General features: G+C 43.3%; 20 protein-coding genes and 4 pseudogenes. 5 read left to right on the top strand and 19 right to left on the bottom strand.

The genetic code is table 11. The features are described from left to right. Nucleotides 1-107: 107 nt before the first annotated feature. The 3 genes from SU60_RS05065 to SU60_RS05055 form a co-directional block, all read right to left on the bottom strand. Nucleotides 108-752 (bottom strand): hypothetical protein, encoded by a 645-nt coding sequence (locus SU60_RS05065; RefSeq protein ID WP_041154607.1) that lies wholly within the window; start codon nucleotides 750-752, stop codon nucleotides 108-110. Nucleotides 753-1,159: 407 nt separating this feature from the next. Then, nucleotides 1,160-1,429, bottom strand: coding sequence for a hypothetical protein (locus SU60_RS05060; RefSeq protein ID WP_041154606.1), 270 nt, complete (start codon nucleotides 1,427-1,429; stop codon nucleotides 1,160-1,162). A gap of 13 nt (nucleotides 1,430-1,442) precedes the next feature. After that, nucleotides 1,443-1,634 (bottom strand): hypothetical protein, encoded by a 192-nt coding sequence (locus tag SU60_RS05055; protein WP_041154605.1) that lies wholly within the window; start codon nucleotides 1,632-1,634, stop codon nucleotides 1,443-1,445. A 519-nt stretch (nucleotides 1,635-2,153) separates the two neighbouring features. Between SU60_RS05055 and SU60_RS05050 the strand changes: the two genes are divergently transcribed. Continuing rightward, nucleotides 2,154-3,002, top strand: coding sequence for a winged helix-turn-helix domain-containing protein (locus SU60_RS05050; RefSeq protein ID WP_041154604.1), 849 nt, complete (start codon nucleotides 2,154-2,156; stop codon nucleotides 3,000-3,002). Beyond that, nucleotides 2,999-3,490: a hypothetical protein gene (locus SU60_RS05045; protein ID WP_041154603.1), complete on the top strand. Its 492-nt coding sequence runs from the start codon at nucleotides 2,999-3,001 to the stop codon at nucleotides 3,488-3,490. The genes SU60_RS05050 and SU60_RS05045 overlap by 4 nt, the downstream gene beginning before the upstream one ends. Nucleotides 3,491-3,645: 155 nt before the next feature. Here the strand turns inward: SU60_RS05045 and SU60_RS22735 are convergent, their stop codons facing one another. The 13 genes and pseudogenes from SU60_RS22735 to katG all read right to left on the bottom strand — a co-directional run bounded on the left by SU60_RS22735 (nucleotide 3,646) and on the right by katG (nucleotide 14,959). After that, nucleotides 3,646-4,512: an ATP-binding cassette domain-containing protein gene (locus tag SU60_RS22735; RefSeq protein WP_342418106.1), complete on the bottom strand. Its 867-nt coding sequence runs from the start codon at nucleotides 4,510-4,512 to the stop codon at nucleotides 3,646-3,648. Continuing rightward, complete coding sequence (locus SU60_RS22730; RefSeq protein WP_342418105.1) at nucleotides 4,503-5,030, bottom strand: ATP-binding cassette domain-containing protein; 528 nt, start codon at nucleotides 5,028-5,030, stop codon at nucleotides 4,503-4,505. The genes SU60_RS22735 and SU60_RS22730 overlap by 10 nt, the downstream gene beginning before the upstream one ends. Continuing rightward, a complete protein-coding gene (locus SU60_RS05035; protein WP_041154602.1) occupies nucleotides 5,005-5,814 on the bottom strand; it encodes an ABC transporter permease in 810 nt (269 codons plus the stop codon). Before SU60_RS05035 ends, SU60_RS22730 begins: the two co-directional genes overlap by 26 nt. After that, nucleotides 5,811-6,749 carry an ABC transporter permease gene (locus SU60_RS05030; protein ID WP_041154601.1) on the bottom strand — a complete coding sequence of 313 codons (939 nt, stop codon included), beginning with the start codon at nucleotides 6,747-6,749 and terminating at the stop codon, nucleotides 5,811-5,813. The genes SU60_RS05035 and SU60_RS05030 overlap by 4 nt, the downstream gene beginning before the upstream one ends. After that, nucleotides 6,749-8,341: an ABC transporter substrate-binding protein gene (locus SU60_RS05025; RefSeq protein WP_041154600.1), complete on the bottom strand. Its 1,593-nt coding sequence runs from the start codon at nucleotides 8,339-8,341 to the stop codon at nucleotides 6,749-6,751. The genes SU60_RS05030 and SU60_RS05025 overlap by 1 nt, the downstream gene beginning before the upstream one ends. A 568-nt stretch (nucleotides 8,342-8,909) precedes the next feature. Beyond that, nucleotides 8,910-9,242, bottom strand: coding sequence for a hypothetical protein (locus tag SU60_RS22570; RefSeq protein ID WP_280806696.1), 333 nt, complete (start codon nucleotides 9,240-9,242; stop codon nucleotides 8,910-8,912). A 29-nt stretch (nucleotides 9,243-9,271) separates the two neighbouring features. After that, entirely contained in the window at nucleotides 9,272-10,333 is a 1,062-nt protein-coding gene (locus SU60_RS05020) for an MATE family efflux transporter (protein WP_209419668.1), read from the bottom strand. A 186-nt stretch (nucleotides 10,334-10,519) separates the two neighbouring features. Continuing rightward, entirely contained in the window at nucleotides 10,520-10,771 is a 252-nt protein-coding gene (locus SU60_RS05015; protein WP_041154599.1) for a DUF2999 family protein, read from the bottom strand. Between the two features lie 52 nt (nucleotides 10,772-10,823). Beyond that, nucleotides 10,824-11,210 carry a MazG nucleotide pyrophosphohydrolase domain-containing protein gene (locus SU60_RS05010; RefSeq protein ID WP_041154598.1) on the bottom strand — a complete coding sequence of 129 codons (387 nt, stop codon included), beginning with the start codon at nucleotides 11,208-11,210 and terminating at the stop codon, nucleotides 10,824-10,826. Nucleotides 11,211-11,337: 127 nt separating this feature from the next. Further along, nucleotides 11,338-11,613, bottom strand: a complete 276-nt coding sequence (locus SU60_RS05005) for a nitrogenase-stabilizing/protective protein NifW (protein ID WP_041154597.1) — start codon at nucleotides 11,611-11,613, stop codon at nucleotides 11,338-11,340. A gap of 88 nt (nucleotides 11,614-11,701) precedes the next feature. Beyond that, entirely contained in the window at nucleotides 11,702-12,172 is a 471-nt protein-coding gene (locus SU60_RS05000) for an RES family NAD+ phosphorylase (protein ID WP_041154596.1), read from the bottom strand. Next, nucleotides 12,173-12,625: a type II RES/Xre toxin-antitoxin system antitoxin gene (gene parS / locus SU60_RS04995; protein WP_041154595.1), complete on the bottom strand. Its 453-nt coding sequence runs from the start codon at nucleotides 12,623-12,625 to the stop codon at nucleotides 12,173-12,175. 164 nt (nucleotides 12,626-12,789) lie between these two features. Continuing rightward, nucleotides 12,790-14,959 (bottom strand): annotated as a pseudogene (gene katG / locus SU60_RS04990) (catalase/peroxidase HPI). A 238-nt stretch (nucleotides 14,960-15,197) separates the two neighbouring features. Here katG and SU60_RS04985 point away from each other — a divergent pair. Beyond that, nucleotides 15,198-15,677 carry an aminoacyl-tRNA deacylase gene (locus SU60_RS04985; protein ID WP_041154594.1) on the top strand — a complete coding sequence of 160 codons (480 nt, stop codon included), beginning with the start codon at nucleotides 15,198-15,200 and terminating at the stop codon, nucleotides 15,675-15,677. Between the two features lie 234 nt (nucleotides 15,678-15,911). On the opposite strand, the pseudogene SU60_RS04980 reads toward SU60_RS04985, so the two are convergent. Then, nucleotides 15,912-16,459, bottom strand: a pseudogene (locus SU60_RS04980) (GNAT family N-acetyltransferase). 211 nt (nucleotides 16,460-16,670) lie between these two features. On the opposite strand from SU60_RS04980, the pseudogene SU60_RS04975 reads away from it, so the two are divergent. After that, nucleotides 16,671-17,575 (top strand): annotated as a pseudogene (locus SU60_RS04975) (DMT family transporter). 77 nt (nucleotides 17,576-17,652) lie between these two features. Here the strand turns inward: SU60_RS04975 and SU60_RS04970 are convergent. Together SU60_RS04970 and SU60_RS04965 are read right to left on the bottom strand one after the other, a co-directional pair. Next, nucleotides 17,653-18,039, bottom strand: a complete 387-nt coding sequence (locus SU60_RS04970) for an MAPEG family protein (RefSeq protein ID WP_041154593.1) — start codon at nucleotides 18,037-18,039, stop codon at nucleotides 17,653-17,655. A gap of 94 nt (nucleotides 18,040-18,133) precedes the next feature. Beyond that, nucleotides 18,134-18,852 (bottom strand): annotated as a pseudogene (locus SU60_RS04965) (sulfite exporter TauE/SafE family protein). Between the two features lie 472 nt (nucleotides 18,853-19,324). Between SU60_RS04965 and SU60_RS04960 the strand changes: the two are divergent. Then, the gene (locus SU60_RS04960) at nucleotides 19,325-19,663 is read left to right on the top strand and encodes a hypothetical protein (protein WP_052481487.1); all 339 of its coding nucleotides are present in this window, start codon (nucleotides 19,325-19,327) and stop codon (nucleotides 19,661-19,663) included. The last annotated feature ends 10 nt before the right edge of the window (nucleotides 19,664-19,673 follow it).

The following is a 19,673-nucleotide window of genomic DNA, read 5'->3' as shown; positions in this document are numbered from 1 at the left end:
CCGTGAAGGTTGATAAAGTTTAAAGGTAAATTGATCAGGGTAGGTATATCACCTACCCTGAAAAAGTGACTTCACTGAGCGAAAGTCACTTTTAAAACGACTTGCTCTTATTGGACAAAGCGGTCTTCGTCGCCATTCTTATCAGTAATTACAATAAGACTACCACCTTTAAAGCCACTTTCAGCCTGAGAGTACACTATATTTTCTGCTGATGAACGGAATGTTTCAACGTCGTTGATATCCATGATGTTTTGTGCATCAAAAGTAACTTTTGCTTCTTTGGTATTCGCAAAGTCAGCAACGTCAATTTTTAGTTCATGCTTTAGCGAATCACCATCATTGGTATAAGTGGTTTGCAAGTTGTTATCAAATTGCCAGTACGCACCAGAAACTTTAGTATTAAGTGTGATTACTTGGTCAGCTTGATCATAAGTTACTTTAAGTTCTAGCTCAGAAAAGTTATCGATTTCTTCACCTTCAACTGTCTGATCATCACTAAAGTCGATAGCATTAACACCAGGCGTGTAGGTTTGACCAGCTATATCACAATCATCAAAGTTAGCGTTAGCTTCCAAAAATCCACATTGATCTAAAACGTCATTCACAATCACTGAAGTTGCATTCGCAACTTCAGCTGCTGCAGTGTCAGTTTCACCTGCATCTAAACTTGTTAGAAGTGCCTTTTCTACATCATCAGAGTTACAACCAGCTAAAACACCAGCCACTGCCGCCGCGAGAATGAATTTTTTCATAGCAATATTTTCCATTGTTATTTATCAATAATGTTGAGTGCAGCACTTAGTCAACATGATGCTAAAGCACTACCTCTTGTTCGTTGCCCCACTGGTAACACCACCTTTTTGTGGCTTAAGCGTCATCAGTAAGATCTCACACTCATAAACAAAAAGCCCATAAGTGTTTGTAAAGTGTAGCTCATTTGTTACGTAAGACCTAGTATTGTAATTGCATATCTTATCGTAAACGCTACTTTTAGTTCGGTGTTTGCCGAGACGTTGTTATTTGATTGACTACAAGTCTACCCATCACCATGCACAAAGTGGATTAATTAAAATTAATAATATAAAAAATGAACCAAAACAAAAGGTTACATTAAAACAGTGTGCAATTAATTTAGAAAAAAACAGATTAAAACCAAGATTCACTGCGAAAACAATTCACCTAAAACTGAGTGTGATAACGTCATTTCTTGTGTTTTTTTGTTCTGCCGTTGGTCTACATGCAACGTCAACGGACAGTATTCGTAATCTTCAATTGTTATCGTGTAGTCTCTGTCAAAATCACTGTAGACACACAGGGTGCCCCGTTCAACCACTATCTCTTTTGTCAGCATGACGGAATCATTGGCTGCGGAAGCTGGCGCAATAACGCCCAAAATTGTGGTTGCTACGATGCCGGGTAGAGCCTTCATTATCGTCGCTATGCTACAGCGCGACGTCAATAGTCAGCGGGCATTGCTCACTCACTTTTACAGTAACAGCATAGTCGGAGGCCATTACATTATAGTGACAGATCCGAAAACGACCGCCCACGCTCTCAAACTTGTAAAAGCCCGTGCTGGCCAAAGCTGGGGCAACTAGGCCTGCAAGTGCAAGTAAAACGAGTAGCTTTTTCATTTAATTCCTCATTTATCAACGAGAATAAATTGCGCGTCAATGATAGTCGCTTAAGCCTGAGCTTACGCTTACACACAATTTTGCGCTTTTTATCGAACGTTAAAGCTAGTTCTCATCCATAACAATGTACATTTATAAAATTTAATAACGATAACGGGACATCAGAGCAACCACGCCTTGTTAATTATCTACATAAAATAAGCGGGTAAATTATCTAAGAATCTGACCAAAACGACATTGAGAGCAGGTGTACATGTAAGATTTCCAACTATGTCTTACGCACAAAGAACCTCTTAACCACCTGATAAAACGATAATAATCTTCTCCACCCCATCTGGCCCGATTAAAAAACCATCAATCAAGTCAATTTTAATCGGTTAACCTGTCGTAGATCATTTGCGACGCGAATTTGACGTTACGGTAACAATCATAAGCTAGGATAATTTATGAAATTTATAGTATGATTTAATTGATTTATGCCCATGAATCCATGATAAAAATAGAAGAGACAGCATTAAAATGAGTGATAACTGCATTTATGTAAGCGTCAGTGAGGACGGTGGAAGCTACTTCATCATTGTTGATGAAGTAAAGTACAAGTGTTCTTACTCCGAATCTGCGATATTGAGTAATTTATTAGCTAATAAAGGCAAGTTCTATACGAAAGAAGAACTTGCGACCATTGGCTGGCCGAATAAGCTCGTTTCAAAAAATTCAGTACCCGTTGCGATTGCCAATGTCAGAAAAATCTTCAAGTCCCACACAAATCTAGACGTTATCACCAACGAAAAAAATAAAGGCTACACCGTATTAACGGACAAAGTCCAATTGACCGAAACTGGCATTGCGGTTGACGCTAAAGACAGCGTCCCACAAAGTGTATCCATCAGTGAGTCAGAACAAAATACGGCGAGTAAACAGACAGACGCGCAAAGTGCAGCAATAGAAAAAAAGTTTCAATTTGGCAGTGTGAAACGAATCGCACTATTAGGTTTGGGCTACCCTCTTCTTATTGTTAACATCGCACTTCTTATGTTGCTTATTTTTGGCGGAAGAACGCCCCCTAAGCCGGCTGTCGTTGATGTCATCGACAGTGACCATCACGTTGCAATTTACACCAAAGATAACCAGGCGTTTTCATCGTTAATTAGTACAGAGTCGGATAACGATAAGGTGGCAGTTAACACCAGTACGCTACAAATCATCATCGAGAAAGCCATTCACGATAATAAAAGCGTTGTGTTTGTTAATACCGTTTCCAATGGAGTTGTTGTTGACTGTTTACAAGATAAAGAGCTTTTTTCTTACTCCGGTAACGACCTAGAAGCAATTGTTGCCAATTTAAAAACTAAGGGCTGTAAAATATGAGTTATTTAAGACCTATTAACCTTCTCGTGTTTGTCGTCCTAATTATTTTGCTTGTTGCAACAAATTTAAATGAAGACATTCACTTTGATGGTTATTACAAGAGAACCGAATTTATTCTTTCACAAGATCAGGACACGATTAAGCTCACGACAAGTGCTGATTTTCTATCAGAAGAGCAAAAATACACCTCAATTGTGAAAATTATTGATGTAGAAAAAGATACGCAATACAGCACGTTTACTTTAGATGGCGACATTTATAATAAAGATGGTTTATTGATAGCTCGAACAAATAAAATTGAAGAAGTGGAAGATGTAAACAGGCCGGTAGTTTTTGAAGCATCAACGTCACCTATTGTCACCAAGATTCAAAAGTCATTTCTTGGTATCGACGTATACAAAGACCGAATGTATGAACGTATACTTGTCGACAATTTTTTGTGTTACTACGATCTTGATAAACACGTAGTCCGCTGCATGGAACAATGATGGGCCATAAGCGAAAGCTCGCTAACGAACCAATGAATCTTGATTAGGTATCGTCTTTATTGACTAACGAGAATAACATTTACAATTGACGCCTTTGTTACTTCCGCAACAAAGGCGTTTTTTATTGCTTGCTACTTTTTATAGCTTACTGCAGCTTAATTTAACTTAACCACATTATCGCAAGTCTTGTGTATTAAATCAGGATCATGACTGACAATAAGTAGCGCACATCCCTGCTCTTTTGCTAGGTTGACCAGTAACTCCGTCACCTCTTTCGCAATGATCGGATCAAGTCTGGATGTAGGTTCATCCGCAAATAAAAATATTGGGTCCAATAACAGTGCTCTCAGAATAGCAAATCTCTGTAGCTCGCCACCAGACACCTCTGTACTTCTTCTATTTAATAACTCTGGTGAGAGTTTTAACTTTGCCATCAGAGGGGCGATTCGATTTCTGTCCAACAGATGCAGTTGTATTAAATCTTCGAGCAAAACACCGAGTGTAACACTTGAGGAAAATGCGGCTGGTGGATCCTGAAATAACTTCAACCATTGGTAAGGCTTTGTATTAGAAGCCGTCTTCGTCACTTTTCCATCAAGTGGCGTCAATAAACCAAGTAACGTATCTCCTAATGTACTTTTTCCACAGCCGCTGTCTCCAACGACACCGATCACTTCTCCTTTGTGAACGGCAAAGTTTATCCCTTTCGATAGTGTGTGGCCATTTCTCCCAATCGCTAAGTCACGCACTTCGAGTACAGGTTGTTGCAGAGATAAAACCTTTTCTCTTGCCTGCCAACGTTTCGGATCTGCATTAATTAAAGCCTGTGTGTATTCGTGCTCTGGATTATTTAGCACCTGTTCTGCCGAGCCTTTTTCAACAACACTCCCCTCTTTCATAACAATGATGTCACCGCCAATTTGTCGTGCGACTTCGATATCATGTGTGATAGTCAGCAAACCACCGCCTTGCGAACATTGGATGAGCAGCTGAATGATGTCATCACGACGACTTACATCCAACCCTTTTGTTGCTCATCCGCCAGTATCAGCTTAGCACCGCCAGCGGTTGCAGAAACTACCGCCAGACGCTGCGCCATCCCTCCTGACAATTGCCCTGGTCGTTTAGACGCACTATGTTTTAGACCAATTTTATCCAGTTCACTAATGGCTCGATTGAAAGCTACCTCATTATTCAAACCATGAACACACTCATACACCTCAGCCACTTGTTGATAGGCAGGCATCAAGGGATCGAGTGCACGCCAAGGCTCTTGAGGTAGCATAACAAGCTCTTTGCCCCACAAATTGGTTAATGATCGTCGGTCATGGGTGTTGCCAAATACTTCAATTTGTCCTTTCTGTGTCAACTCACTTGGCAATAAACCGACGATTGCTTGTGCAAGCAGGCTTTTTCCTGATCCTGTCTGACCTAGGATCGTGACAGGTTGATCTTGATAGAGCGTCAACGATAGTGGCTCGAGAAGCTCGACTTCTTTTATTTTGATCGAGAGATCAGTCAGTTGTATTAAGAGACTCACGGCTCGCTCCTGCTAATAAATGAAAGCCTAAAACCAATAGCGCGACGACCATTAGTGGCTGAACCAAAACCCAAGGTGCGTCAACATAAAATGGGAACAATTCAACGCTCATCAAACCGAGTTCTGCTAAAGGAGGCTGAATTCCGACCGACACAAAACCGAGTGACGCCATCATCAAAATTGCATTTGCGCCACCAAAAGCCGCCATCGTAAAAACAGAAGGCGAAATCGCTGGCCAAATATGGCGTTTAAACTGATACCACTTGCCAAATCCCATCATCATTGATACTTGTCGCTCAGGGCTGTCGATGATCGTGCGGCTAATGGCACGAGTCACTCGGTAATACTCAACCCACTGAACCAAGGAAATAGCTAAATACATGACAAAGAAAGAGCCTGGCGCAATTGCTGACAGCAACAGGACGAGTACTAAGCCGGGTAACGCTAATAGAATATTAACGACGACTTCTAATCCTTGCTCTACCCGACCACCAGCCCATGCAGAGCACACTCCAAGCGTGACACCCAACACAGATGCACTGATGACACAAAGCACACTTAAGGAAAAGGAGAGACAAATCGCGCTAGCTAGGCGCGTCATCATATCTCGTCCAAAATGATCGGTTCCGAACCAATGCGCGTGACTGGGAGCGAGCAAACGAATGGATAGATCCTGCTCATCGATCGTATAAGGAGACAACCAGGTGACAAACAAAGAGAAAGAGAACAAGCCGAATAGGATAGCCAATCCAAGCTTTTGATTTAATGTTAAGTGTTTCATCATTTTTCTTGCTGTCCTCTTGGGTCAATCCAATAGCAAAGCACATCAATAATGCTATTTAGCAGCACAAAAAGAACTCCCATCGTCAGTGCACAGCCTTGAATAACAGGAATATCACGAGCAAAAATCGCGTGCGCTAACCCATGACCCACGCCTGGCCATGAAAATAGAGACTCGATCATAACGATGCCTTCAATGACACTGACCAGTTGAATCCCTATAAATGCAACGATAGGCACAGCCATGTTTCGTAAGCCATGACGGAAGAATGTCTGCTTTTCACTCAGTCCTTTAACACGTGAAAATGTATAGAAAGGAGAGCGCAACACGTTTTTTACGCTAATGTGTACAACGCGGTTTGAGACAGCAGCAAGACTGATTGCCAATGTAAGGCTAGGAAGAACCAAGTGTTGCCAACTGCCAAAGCCAGCAACAGGAAACCATTTCCATTCCATGGCAAAAATCAAGATCAAGACTAGGCCAAGAACAAACACCGGCATTGCTCGCGTAAAAGTGGAACACCACACCATCAGTGCATTGAAGCTCCCGCCTTTTTTCGCAGATAACGTGCCGAGTGGAAGCGCAATGAGAACCGACAAAGCGATACCACACCCGGCCAACAGCAGAGAGTGACCTAATTGATGCATTACCATCTCGCTAACAGGTAGTCCACTCACCATGGACTTACCCAAGTTGAGTTGCAGTAGATCAACAAGCCAACTGAGATAGCTGTTCAACCATCCCTGATCAAGGTTGAGCTCCTGACGCACCAACGCAGCGGCCGCAGAATCAACATTATCTTGACCATAACGACTTGCAGCGATTCGATACGCCATATCACCAGGTAAACTTCTCATAAGGATGAAGGTCAGCGTACCTACCCCCCAAGCAACTAAGATAAGCTGGTATAGGCGCTGTTTAACGTTTCGCCACAACATCAGTTAATTTCCATCTGGTTAATGAAGTAATTACGTTCAAACGGGTCAAACTTAAAGTGTTTTACCCGTTTATTTACTGAAGTATGTTGGCTATAGCTGGAAACAGGAATCACAGGCATCTCCCGATAAATAGCCCCAGCGACTTGCTGGCTGAGCTCGAGCGCACGTGTCGCGTCGGAATTATCAAGCAGCTTCGCTATCGCCTTGTTCACCGTCTCATTCTCCCAATTCATAGTGCCCCAATCACCTCCACCATTAGCAAAATCAGAGCTGATAATTGGAAGTGGATCGGCACTAAAACCAAAGTTGCGCGCGATCAAAGCCAGTTCTAGTGAACCGTCCTGATGACCAGCGGGGATCATACTTGAGTTCGTCACATCAACGTTTAAATCCACTCCGATCTTCGCCCATTGCGCCTGTATTGCAGTAGCAACTATGGTTAACTCTGGACGATCGGCGTAAGTGATCATCGTTAGTTTGAATGGCACACCATCGCGTTCAAGTACACCATTAGTCCTAGGCTTCCACCCTAAGTCAGCAAGCATTGAGCGCGCTTGCTCTACATTAAACTTATCAGCAGTAACACCTTCAATAAACCATTGAGACATAGAGCTAGGCATAAGCTGAGCCGTTTCTGCTCCTGGTGAGCCAAGGACATTTTTGGCGATTGATGAACGGTCTAAAGCCATGCTCAGCGCTCTTCGTGCTTTAATATCGTTTAGAAATGGGTGACCAGCATTCACTTTGATGAACATAGTTCTTGGAATTAAGTTGCTATGGACCGTCACCTCATCATGACTTTGGAGCTGAGCTAACATTGAGGGCTCCAAGGTGAATACAATATCGGCCTCGCCCGACTTCGCTTGAAGGATTCGGCTTTCTGCTCGGTGTCCTGTTAAATAGGTAGCAAAATGAATCTTCGCTTTTTCACCCCAGTAATGTTCAAACTTCTGAACCGTTAGTTTGTGTGGAGGAGCAAAACTCGCCATTTGATACGGTCCTGTACCATATAATGCATCTAATGCTCCGTTCGATTTAAACGACGCCGGAGATAAAATGGCATTCGAGTAGTTCGTTAATAGAGAAGCAAACGCAGCGTAAGGTTTAACGAGTTCGATTGTTATCTCGTTACTATTCACGGCAGAAATACGGCGAACATCTGCTTTATTCAGCGTTCCATGTTTACGCTGTGCGTTGGCTAGGCTGCGAACGACTGACTCTGCGTTCATTTTACTTCCATCATGAAATGTGACATTGTCACGCAAAGTCAAATGCCAAGTGAGTCCGTCTTCACTGCTGTGCCATTTTTTCGCCAATCCAGGTGTTATAGTCCCGGTTTCATCAACATTGAGTAGGGTTTCAATAACCTGCATTCGGGTCAAAATATAACCCTGTTTAGACGGGTCCAAGCTAGAAATTTCCCAAGGACCACTAATAGACAATGTATTGTCCTTGCTAGGCACAACCTGTTCTGATGATGTGTCTTGTTTACTTAATGTAATCGCAGCGCCAGCTGCAACGATAGTAGCCAAAATGAGGCCACGAACTAGCTTCTTCTTTCGTGAGATAGAAGCATAAGAAATGTCAGTCATAACAATCCCTAACGTATTTTTTGAATGCAATACCCCCTAATTAAGATCAACCGAGTACAGGCGAGTAAACTCACCTGGCCTTAGCTGAACCAATCAGATCGAGATACTGTAGGTATATAAATGTAAAATTAGGATTCTCTGAAACGAGAAAACGTTAAAGGATCGTAGGAGGAGAGCGTGTTCGAGGAAGCTCTGTCGAGACAAATGTTGAGAGTAGTAGTTCGAAGCACTGATAGCACTGTGATTTGTCGGTGTCGAGTTTCGGCGCGACCTGAGAGTGTAAAGCGTGACAAATGGCGTCATAGACTTCGCAACTGTGATGTTCGTGAACACTTTGATCCATCTCCATCGAGTGCGCAAGCGAAACGGTGCTTAGCCCCAAGGGAACAAGCAACATCGCTAAAAGCAGCAATCTATTCAGTTTGAGATGATGAAAGTAATGCACGGCACGAACAACAGCATAAATGATAATTGTTATAGTATAACAATTTGATTTAAATCAAAGTAATTTATGCCAGATTAATGCTCAAATGTTCAACTTTTAACCAAAAAGTATAGCCATAGAAAATCACGCCCTGCGCTCGCCCACTTCGATAAGCGCCTCTTCTGAGGTGACCAGCGTTTCAACATCATCCTGTTCGATTATCCGTGTTTTCTTCCAGCTTCCACGGGCATACCAAGCGATTGCGACGAGCGCAACCATGACATTGGTTATCGCAAAAGACCACCAAATTCCCTGCTCAGCTAAGTAAGTATGCTTCGATAATATGTACGCTAAAGGGAACTGGAATACCCATTGGGTCAGCAAAGACAACACCATACTGTTCGTCATATTCCCAGATGCTCTAAACGCAGACATAATAGAAAGCTGAATACCAATAAAGCCCCAAGATAAACACATTACTCTTAAGAACTGAGCACCTTGTTCAATCACTTGAGGGTTATCAGGATGAAGAATCGAATCACACTTGGGGCCATCAAAAACGCAAAAATACCGATCATCGTTAACATAACGAAGCTCCAAACAGAACCAATCACCGTTATTTTTGCTGCACGATCAACGCGGTTTGCCCCAAGGTTTTGCCCTACCAGAGTAGACACCGCCATAGACAGCCCCATCGCCGGAATGGTAATGAGCTGCAAAATATTCGAGCCGACACCATAAGAAGCGATCGTTACCGTGCCAAAGCTCGCCACCAAAAATGACATAGTAATCAGCCCAAGAGCTCGAGCAGACAACTCAACAGATCCGGGAGCTCCCAAGAAAAACGCTCGCTTGATGTATGTCCAGTCCGGCGATAAGTCTTTCCACTTAAGGTGAATGCCGTGACGCCCTTTTGAAAGAATGTAAAATCCCGCCAGTGCAGCCAGTGCCTGAGTCACCAACGTTGCCAGGGCAGCACCAGATACCCCAAGACCTTCAAATCTCCCCAAACCGAAGATAAAAAGAGGATCTAATACAAAGTTAAGTAACACCGTTCCGAGTACGATATATAGCGGAATTTTGACCTGGCCAATCCCCCTCATTAGTGCCTGAAACATATTGTAAACAAAGACAAAAATCACACTAATAAACGAGATATGCATAAAACTTAACGCGTTAGTGTAAACCGCTTTTTCAACCCCCAATAACGTTAAAAAATAGGGTGACAACAGATAACCGATAACGCCAAGAACCACCGAAGTAATAAACACCATCAGCATGGTTTGCCCGGCGACATGGTTTACCTTATCCATTTGTCCTGCGCCCATATACTGGGCAGTTAATGTCGCACCAGCCATGGCTAGGCCTGCACCTAATGCAATCACCAAAAATGTCACGGGCATGCTGACAGAAACCGCAGCGACTTCATCTGCGCCTAAGCGCCCGACCCAAAAGGCATCGGTTAGCTGATAAGCAGACTGTAATAATTGACCAAATACGATAGGAATGGCGAGAGACAGCAGCGCTTTATTGATTGGCCCCTCGATAAGATGCTGCGTTTTACTCATTCACGTCCCCATACATTATGACACTCATGCCATTCAGCATAGCCTGATATCGTATTGAAACAAATAAATAAGCGTGAAAATCAGAATGTTAAAAAGTGAAATTGAGGTTTGTTCTCCAACAAAAAGCCACTCAATCATTTGTAGATTTAGTGGCTGTATCGGTCGGGTTAAACGGCTGATTGGTACTTACTGCTGAAGCTTTTCTTTTGCTTCAACGACTTTAGAGAAATCTAAACCAAGCTCTTCCACCGCTTCTTTTATCAAACCAGGGTTTTGCATGACTTGCCCCATCAATGCCTGCAGTTGATCTTGCGGTAAACCTAGCTGGCTAAGTGTTGCCATCGCAGCTAGAGGGTTTTGAGTCAACGTTTGAAACAGCTCGTTGATTTGCTCATCGCTAATATTATTCTCTTTCAACATTGCTAGAATCGGGTTCATCACTTTACCTTTAAATACTATATAAAACAGAAGCGCAGTTTAGCACCGGATGTCAGGAGTTTACCACTCCCGCATTGCGTGCGTCATGTTCTTCTTTTAGAGCCAGTTTTTGTTTCTTTTTGGTTTCTTCCCAGCTGTTTCCCGACTCAATTGCAGACACGCGCTGTTGGTATTTATTGCAGGCTCTGTCAAGAACGCTGTGTAGATCAATCCCCTTTTCTCTTTCAAGCGCTTTTAACACATTGAGGTAGTTCCAGAGCACATCACCCAACTCATCTTCGAGATAACATAGCCGCTCTGCCGTAATCTCTTCACGTACTTCTTCGACTTCTTTCCCTATCGCATCCAAGTAGGTATCAACACCTTTGAACCAAGTGTTTGTCATATCAAACTCTGATTTCCGAGTAGCAATTTGCAGTAACTCATCAAACTTATTCATATCCGCTCCTTAGATTTGAACTTAGAATCATCTACCGTTAAAACTCATGGATTTACCCTTCAGGGTAAGTTCTAAAAATACATCTCTACTCTACAGTAAAAGCGATACAGTAAGACTGATTTTTTACCTAACGCCGCTGACATGAGGTGCATCCCCGACAAGCAGAACGAGTTGTTTTATCTAGCAAACTGCGTTGAACTTTGCAGTACGCGTTTTTTAGGGCGCGACGGGCTGAAAACCAGTCAGCGGGTTTGGAAAGGATTAAGTAGCCGTTAAAGCGTTTAACTAGCTCATTTCGATTGGTGTCTATAAACTTGCTATCGAATTCAATTTCGAAGTACGCTAACGCATCTTCTATGCAAGTAAAGCTAGCGATTTTTTCTTGGATAGCATTTTTAGTCATGAACGTAGCACTATGGTTGACTTATATCTCAGTCTAATCGCCGTTGCTGCGGATTTCTTTGATGTTTAACCACTAGACGACAAACTTGTTATTTAAAAATGCGAGGATCAAATGCGAACTCAAGCTTTTCGGCTTTCTTAAAAATGTCTTTCATCTTCGGGTGGTTCGGGTTTATGACGTAATTCTTATCTCGGGGCGAGATGGTCGATGGCACTTGCAAAGCAGCAAACTCAGGATGGGGATCGTTAAGAAACTGGTCGCCAATGTATTGGGTTGATTCACTGACCGGAATGGCACGCCAAGTGACGGGTAGATCGTCTTCATCCAATGTAGCCACTAAGTATTCAGGGATATCGATGCGATACAAATCGTACAACTTAGTAATGGCGGGATCATTATTTACGTGAACAAAAACCTCTAGTGCACACAAAGATTCCGATTCAGAAAAATACAGAGCTTCTGTACCCTTTGAATTCCACCGTCCACCAAACAGCCTTGCACCAATAGGGCTGAAAGGCGATTCGGCGAACTTCTTTTGCGTCAGTCGGTAGAGCTTCATCTACGAGAACACTCCGTGCTCCAGACGCCCGATAAGATCTTTCACTATTTCAAAATCGACAGTGGTAGACACCATGTCCAATGGCCTCTGTCCGCCTAAGCCGTAGACGTTCTCTCTCATCCATTGCTGCGCTCGCGCTTCATCGTCAAACAGTTCTGTGGCAAGCTTTAACAGCATAGCTAGGCGGTATATAGCGTCACTTTCTTGAGTATTAAAACGCTCATCGTTTTTTAAGCGGCGTTTAATTGTACTAACCGGAATAAGGGTAACATGCTGAAACTCACTCTGAGAGAGCTTTAATCGCTCAACGATGTTGCGATAAACCTGAGGCTCAAAACCTTTGTGAACCGCATCCGTACGACCAGTATCGGCATTCTCAATGCCCAACATAAACCAAAAACTGTTCTTGTTTGGCTGCTTTGGTTTAAAACTTTTTAATGCTGCACTTCCCATACGATGCCTTAATAGCTCATTTGACCTTTTTATTATGGTTCAAATGAGCTAAATATTCAATCTATCTGTAATAGAGTCAATCAACTGGGATCAAAAAGGCAGACACCTCGTCCGCCTTTGTATTTAAATCCGTTACCGACTATATAAACTTTGATCAACGTAGCCTATAGGTCAAAACGGTCCGCATTCATCACTTTAACCCACGCTGCAACAAAGTCATGAATGAACTTCTCTTGGTTATCATCTTGCGCATACACTTCTGCGTATGAACGTAGAATTGAGTTAGAGCCAAAGACAAGGTCAATTCTCGTTGCCGTCCATTTCACCGTATCAGTCTTACGATCGCGGATTTCATAATGGTTGGCACCGGTCGGTACCCATTTGTAGGCCATGTCGGTGAGGTTGACGAAAAAGTCATTCGACAACGTACCCACGCGGTCGGTAAATACACCGTCAGAACTTCCGCCATAGTTGGTGCCCAGCACGCGCATACCACCGACTAACACCGTCATTTCTGGCGCGGTCAGCCCCATTAGCTGTGTACGATCCAGCATCAACTCTTCTGGTTTAACCACATAATCTTTCTTCAACCAGTTTCTATACCCGTCAGCCAGTGGTTCGAGGACTTCAAAAGAGTCGACGTCGGTCATCTCTTGGGTCGCATCACCACGACCTGGCGAAAATGGTACAGAGATACTATGACCTGCCGCGCGAGCAGCCAACTCAACGCCCACGTTACCCGCGAGAACAATCGCATCTGCCACGCTGCATCCTGCCTCTGAAGAAATCTTCTCTAACACAGGTAATACTCGGCTTAATCTATCGGGCTCGTTGCTTGCCAGTCTTTTTGAGGCGCTAAACGAATGCGTGCACCATTTGCGCCACCGCGTCGGTCGGAGCCTCGGTAAGTTCTTGCACTATCCCAAGCCGTACTAACTAGGTCACCAATCGATAAGCCAGACGCTTCTATTTTCGCTTTGACTGAGTCAACATCATAACCTGTGTTTCCGGCTGGTGTTGGGTCTTGCCAAATCAAATCCTCACTGGGAACATCAGGGCCAAAGTAACAAGATTTTGGTCCTAAATCACGGTGTGTCAGCTTGAACCAGGCACGAGCAAACGCATCTTCAAACGCGGCCTGATCATTTTTGAATCGCTCGGCAATCTTACGATATTCAGGATCCATTTTTAATGCCATATCCGCATCGGTCATGATGGGGTTATATCGTTTACTATCGTCTTCAACGTCAACTGGTTTGTCTTGTTCATCAATATTGATTGGTTCCCACTGATGGCTCCCGCCGGACTCATTTTTTGTTCCCAATCGTATTTAAACAAAAGATGGAAGTATCCATTATCCCATTGTGTCGGATGAGTGGTCCACGCTCCTTCCAAACCACTAGTGACAGCGTCACGCCCAATACCGCGCGTTTTGTGGTTCATCCAACCTAGGCCTTGCTCTTCAAGTTCCGCAGCTTCAGGTTCCGGCCCAATATTTGCCGCATCACCATTACCATGACATTTACCGACAGTGTGGCCACCAGCGGTCAATGCAACGGTTTCTTCATCGTTCATTGCCATTCGAGCGAAGGTGACACGCATATCAGCGGCTGTTTTGAGCGGGTCTGGATTACCATCGACACCCTCAGGGTTAACGTAAATAAGCCCCATCATGACAGCGGCTAATGGGTTTTCGAGATCTCGCTCACCAGAGTAACGAGTCCCTTCACTGCCACTTGGCGCAAGCCATTCTTTTTCAGATCCCCAATAAGTGTCTTTTTCTGGGTGCCAGATGTCCTCTCGCCCAAAAGCGAAACCAAAGGTTTTAAAGCCCATTGACTCATACGCCATATTACCCGCGAGAAGAATCAGATCGGCCCAACTGAGTTTATTGCCATACTTTCTCTTAATTGGCCAAAGCAAACGACGTGCTTTATCGAGGTTCGCGTTATCAGGCCAAGAGTTGAGAGGTGCGAAACGTTGATTACCGGTTGAGCCACCACCTCGACCATCTGCGATTCGATAACTACCCGCGGCATGCCAAGCCATTCGAATCATCAAACCACCGTAGTGGCCCCAATCCGCTGGCCACCAGTCTTGGCTTTGTGTCATTAACGCTTTTAAGTCTTTCTTCAGAGCCTCAACATCTAGCTTCTTTAGTTCTTCTTTGTAATCAAAGCCCTGTCCAAAGGGGTTAGTTTTAACGTCATGTTGATGCAAGATGTCCAGATTTAGAGCATTAGGCCACCAATCCATCACGGATTTATCTGTGGATGTTTGCCCACCGTGCATCACTGGGCATTTACCCACCGATCCGCTACTCTTGTCGCTCATGTAGTACTCCCTATTCTCTTGGTATAGAAGTTTTGGTGAAGAAGTCACTAAATTTCATTTTTACTCATTACAATGAGTAAAAATACCTACCCATAACAGCGTAGTTCATGCTCTGCTCTTTGCTTAGGTTTACTGGTGTATTTCTAAACATTTCCAATTAATCTGAAAATCCTGAAAAAGAACCCATACGGGTATTTAGGTATATACTTTCTATGGGTCCCATATGTTTGGAGGCTTTATGACAATTGCAACCCGATTTGATGAATACCTGACTGCGCATAGTATTCACTTTCAAACAGTGAACCATAGTCACAGTCACAGCTCACTGCAAAGCGGAGTTTCGGCAGGTGTTCCACTCATGAACTTAGCGAAAGCGGTGATCCTTGAGGATCACGAAGGTCGTCATATGATGGCGGTGCTACCCGCTAACAACAAGATCAGTTTGTCGCGACTCAACGATGAATTTAACGCTACCTTCCACTTGGTCAAAGAGAGAATGGTTTATCACCTCTTTACCGATTGCGAACATGGTGCGATTCCACCGATTGGCAGTCCTTACCACATGATGACCGTGTGTGATGAACGGCTAACAGACTTAGATTATGTTTACTTGGAAGCGGGAGATCATGAAACCCTGATCAAACTCGATAGAAACGCATTTAAAGAGTTAATGAAGGACTGTAAATACTTCAGGTTTAGTAGTGAAGTTCTGCACTAGATTTCATGATAGAAAACGGAAACGGAATAAGACACCGAAGAAGGAGCTTACCAACGCTGGGCTTGGGCCTGGCTAAGCTCCTTACATAGTTGTTGAAAAATTGGTTTCATCTTTTCACTTATTGTTATCCCAGTGTTCGTCTTTGTGGGTGGTGCATGGTGGAAACTGCTCGGTCTCTGGTAAGTCCTCGGCCTCATTCGACCGAAAGAATACGGCCAAAGATGGCAGTATTCCTTAACCTTCTGTCAAAGGCAGCTCATAGATACCTAGCCTTTGAGCGCGATCCAACATATCAAAATCATGATCTACGTACTCTTTTAACTTTGCACCAGCTCGCTCAGCAATGTTGATACTTGCGATATTGTCTTCCATACAATGAAACTGTACTGCCTTGGCATTGCCTTTCTGTCTAATGAAAGGAATTAGCACTTCAAGAATTTGGTCAATGACGTTTTGACCGCGCCCATAAGGGGTCAGCCAGTAGCCGACTTCTATACATTTGGTTGTCTGGTTCACACCTTTTGTACCAACAACGCCAGTAAATTTGCCATTGAGAACTATCGCGAACCAATAAGAATCCACAGCTTTGCTACCAATCCGCTCTGAGATATAGCTAAGCGCACCATTTATGTTGGTGACCGACTCCGTCCAGGTAGATAGCCAGACAAACTATCACGATGCTGATTCACTGCCCCCAGCAGCACTTTGGCATGTCTGCGCGATAAAGGCTCAATTGAAATCCTTTCAGACACGGAGTAGCACTGCGTCAACGCGCTCACCATCGGCACTGCCATTTCACACTACGTTCTTTCATGATGACCTCGTTTAGTTAAGTATTTTTAGCTGTCTAATTTATATCGTGCTATCAGCAATAATATACTCAATGTTAAAGCAATAAATGGCTAATTTAACACCAGTATGTTTTCACTTTGTTGCTTATTTTGAATTATTAGTATGATAAAATGAGATCTCACGCAATAAATGAGTAACAGCATGTCCAATTCACTCAGCACCATGGTTCCTATTGGTGTGCGATTTATGATTCTTTCCGCTTTTGGCTTCGCGCTAATGTCGGCGACAGTAAAACACGTCAGTCAATACGGGATACCTGTATTTGAAATTGTCGCGGCTCGAGCTCTGGTATCATTGATAATCAGTTACTTAGATGTAAAGCGAAAGCGTATTTCTATTTGGGGAAACAATAAGAAATTGTTGCTCGCTCGCGGTGCGGTTGGGACGTTTTCACTCATGTGTGTCTACTATTCCGTTACTACGTTACCTTTGGCAGAAGCAACCATCTTCCAATACACTCACCCGGTATTTACCGCTATGCTAGCGCTTTTTCTGCTTAAAGAGCGTATTCAACCAGCAACGTTCATATGTATCTCATTTTGTTTGCTTGGTCTTTATACCATGTTGCGGCCAGAAGTCGGGGCATCTGCGGACCATGCGCTTCCGACTTTTAGTGTCATGATCGCACTGCTTGGTGCCTTTGGTAGCTCTATCGCCTATGTCATTGTCAGAAAGCTCAGTCAAACAGAAGACAGCTCGGTCATTATCTTCTACTTTCACTGGTTGCCCTTCCTTCTTCAATTATTTTGATGGGAAATAACTTTGTAATACCCGATCTCTATTTGACCTTCATGCTGATACTCGTCGGCGTATTTACTCAAATCGGGCAACTGGGAATGACGAAAGCGATGCAAACTCAACAAGCTGGTAAAGCGTCGGCATATTCGTATATACAAGTCGTATTCTCTGGACTTATTGGCGTCGTCATCTTCGAAGAAATTCCGTCGATATGGACTTACATTGGTGGAGGATTAATTATCACGGGTGCACTCATTAACGTTTTTGGACACCGCATAACAGGCCCATTTGTCCGTCGTCGAGTCTAATCTAATCGGTCGATGGCCATCTCTACTCCGTGGCCATCGATTATCTGAAGTAATTGCGTGAAGCAATCGTAGGCCCGCTACCACATTTTATCATAAGGGAGGAAGATCAGGTTCAGCACCACCAACGAGGCCATGATCAAAAAGGTGAGTTGCATGCCTTTTACTCTCCCTTTTAAGCGATCCTGTAGGATAGCTTTAGCATGCATAATCCGCCCAATAACAAAGATTACGCCCGTTAGGTGAATCCAAACCGGAGCGGCTCCATTGTATTCTAACAACGCCATTAAAATGAGCGTGATCGGTACATACTCACTGGCGTTACTTTGCGCACTTCTCGCGATGATGAGTGCGTCCACGCCTCCATCCGCATAAACCACCTTGTTCGCTCGTCGTTGTTTAATCACCTGAATCGCTAACCAGATAAGTAAACACGCTAAAATACAAGCATATAATGCTGTGATCATATCATTCCTTTTACAGTTTTAGTTGGTGACACTAACTATAGCCGAGATAAACGCAACTGAATATAATCAGGTAATACAGCACATAGGCAGAGAGTTAGCTTAGTCCTTGAATAACCGCTGTAATTCCGCTGACAAAACAAAGTAGCAACGCACTCAGGCGCACTTTTTCTTTTGGCAACGACTGCGTTGTTTTTATCGCCAACCAATATCCTAGCGCCGCGGCAGGTAATAGCGGAATCGTAATAATGATATGGTGCAGTTTAAAATAACCGGCGGGTATCTGTACCAACAATGAGAGGATTGAACTCGCAACAAAGAATGCCGACAAATTACCGCGTAACTTATTTGCATCTTGATGCTGAAGTAATAAAGCCATTGGAGGTCCCCCAATCGCGGCACTGGTACCAAATAAGCCCGAGAAAAAACCTGCAAATGTCATGCGCCTTGGTGTCGGCTCAATACGAAAAGGCAGAACACTCACGATCACGGCAAACAGGACAAGAAAACCAATCCACAAAGTCAACGCTTGCGTTGACACAAAAGACAAAATCAGTCCCCCAGCACTGAGCCTGGCACTCTACCAATCAATGCCATTTTTAAACCACCAATCTCTACACTACTGCGATGTTTCATCGCATTCAAAATAGAGATAAATAATGCGACCAAGCAAATAGGTGCAGGGACATACTCTGGAGCCCAAAGCATCAACAAAGGCGCAGCAACCACCGCTAAGCCAAAACCTATCGCGGTTTGGACGAATGACCCGAGGAAGATCAGTCCGATCGCGAGAAAATTTATGTAATCGAGAACCATTGACGTTATTCTTATTTTAAGTGTGTGAAGAAAAAGTACACTGCAAGCTGATATTTAACTGTATCCACTCTTTGCAAAGTCATGAGATCGTTGCAATGTCGACAAACAAAGCTATTTCCGCTTCATCAAGCCTATAAATGATATTTTGCTACAGTTTAACTCGAGTAGTTAAGACCAAAGTGAACAAAAACACAATGCATTTATCTGTTTATAATCACTCGTTTAGTTACATTGTCTTATTAGTTGGCTCTTCAACATTCTGAACTTTGAGTCAGACAAATCCTACAAAACAAAAATATCCTTAAATTTCATAACGTTAACATTTACCAAAAACAGTTCTAAACTTGACCAAACTATTCGTTTTTAACACTATTGATTGATGTATACAGTAGATGGTTTTTAACTGATGAATTCAATAACGACCCGCTATACCAAATGGTTACTCAACTTTCCCAAAGTCCAAAGAGTACAAATGGCTGACGTCTATATTGAAGCAATGGAAGCCGACGTTGCGTTGTTAACGGAAAACTTAGCAAACCTACCAAGTTTGTTACCTGTACTACATCGCTTGAAAGTTGGCGCAGCGCAAATAGGGATAGATTCTATTCATCGATCCGCTTTATTTGCAGAGGCAGCAGGCAAGTCTGGATCATCAAGCTATCAACAAACGGTGACGTCACTAATAGAAGAAGTCAAACAAAGTATCGTTGACGTGAAAACTTGGAAAAACAATACAACCAACACTAATTCATTTACAAAATTATACTCATACAAAGTTGAGCATCGCGCTCCCTTTTGCTTGCGAAATTGAACAACAACAG

This window comes from Vibrio mytili (genome assembly GCF_000830505.1).
GTDB classification, from domain to species: Bacteria; Pseudomonadota; Gammaproteobacteria; order Enterobacterales; family Vibrionaceae; genus Vibrio; species Vibrio mytili.
This window is presented reverse-complemented; position numbering and strand designations above follow the sequence as displayed.